Source organism: Corynebacterium macclintockiae, from assembly GCF_027570165.1.
In the GTDB taxonomy this organism is placed as follows: domain Bacteria; phylum Actinomycetota; class Actinomycetes; order Mycobacteriales; family Mycobacteriaceae; genus Corynebacterium; species Corynebacterium macclintockiae.
The window spans coordinates 1-1,423 of record NZ_JAKMUV010000025.1 but is presented as its reverse complement, the minus strand read 5'-3'; the positions used below and the strand labels follow the sequence as shown (position 1 = coordinate 1,423).

The following is a 1,423-nucleotide window of genomic DNA, read 5'->3' as shown; positions in this document are numbered from 1 at the left end:
GGTCAAGTCCGGTGTAGTGGTGTAGCCGTTTGTGCTTTCGGCTCGATATGAAGTTCGGGGCTTGGTTAGGCGGTTAGCTGGTGGTGGTCGTCACGATGTTCTCCTGGGTGGTGCATGAGGTGCTTGGTGTGTTCGAGTGCGGTCAGTGACATGTAGCGTTTTTGTTGGATCCAGTCGTCGTGTTGCTCGGCTAGGACCGCACCGACAAGCCGGATGATGGATTCACGGTTTGGGAAAATGCCGACGACGTCGGTGCGCCGGCGGATCTCACGGTTTAACCGTTCTGTGGGGTTGTTTGACCACACCTTCGTCCAGACTGGTTTCGGCGCTGCGGTAAACGCCAGTACTTCATCGAGTGATTCCTCCAAATACGCCGCGACGTGAGGGAATTTCGGCTCCAGTAGGTCGACAACTTCGCGGGCTTGAGCCCAAGTGGATGTGGCGTCAGGTTGCTGGAAGATTGTCTGGAACATCGCAGAGACCATCGGCCATTGTGTTTTCGGGACCTTTTCGTAGAGGTTCTTCGCGAAATGGGTGCGGCACCGCTGCCACGACGCATTGGGCAGCACTTCGGAAATGGCGTGCTGGATGCCTTCGTGGGCATCACTTGTGATAAGGAATACCCCAGTAAGTCCGCGGGCTTTTAAGTCCTGGAAGAAGCCTTTCCACGACGCGTTGGATTCCGCGGTGGCGACGTGCATGCCGAGCATTTCGCGATACCCGTCGGCGTTGACTCCGGTGGCAAGCAGCACTGAGCATTTGACCACCCGGCCGCCTTCACGGACTTTGATCGTGAGCGCATCGCACGATAAAAAGGCGTACCCGCCGGGGTCTAGTGGGCGGTTTTTGAAGTCTGCGACCATGTCGTCGAGTTCTTCTGACATGCGTGAGACTTGCGATTTCGACATGCTGGAAATCCCAAGCGTAGCCACCAGATCATTCATCCTGCGGGTGGAAACCCCTTTAAGGTAGCACGTGGCGATCACAGTCGATAAGGCTCGTTCTGCTCGTGAGCGGCGCTCTAACAGCCAGTCTGGGAAGAACGCGCCGTGGCGCAGTTTCGGCACCGCCACGTCGATCGTGCCGACACGGGTGTCAAGGTCGCGGTGGCGATACCCGTTGCGGTGGTTGACCCGCTCGGTGGATACAACTCCGTATTCGGCGCCGCAGACGGTGTCAGCCTGGGCGGAGAGGATCTGGTTGATAAACCCTTGCAGCATCTGGCGCATCAAATCCGGAGACGCTTGGGCCAGCAAATCATCCAGATAGGTTGTCGGGTCGATAGAATACGGTGCAGCGGTCATCGTCATAGGCCTTTCGGTGAGATGTGGTAGTTGAGTCGAAAGGCTAACTGGCGGTGGCCGCCCACTACTTTCCGGGACCCACCATCAGCAAGCGTTACACCACACTAAGGGACGCAACC

1 protein-coding gene is annotated in these 1,423 nt (G+C 57.4%); it reads right to left on the bottom strand.

Annotated elements, in window-relative coordinates; genetic code table 11:
* Nucleotides 1–65: 65 nt before the first annotated feature.
* Nucleotides 66–1,304 (bottom strand): IS256-like element IS3506 family transposase, encoded by a 1,239-nt coding sequence (locus tag L8U58_RS10100; RefSeq protein ID WP_192817224.1) that lies wholly within the window; start codon nucleotides 1,302–1,304, stop codon nucleotides 66–68.
* Between the last annotated feature and the right edge of the window lie 119 nt (nucleotides 1,305–1,423).

What these genes read in the sequence shown, in the direction of transcription:
- L8U58_RS10100 (WP_192817224.1), bottom strand. Translation starts at nt 1,304, where the DNA reads ATGACCGCTGCACCGTATTCTATCGACCCGACAACCTATCTGGATGAT.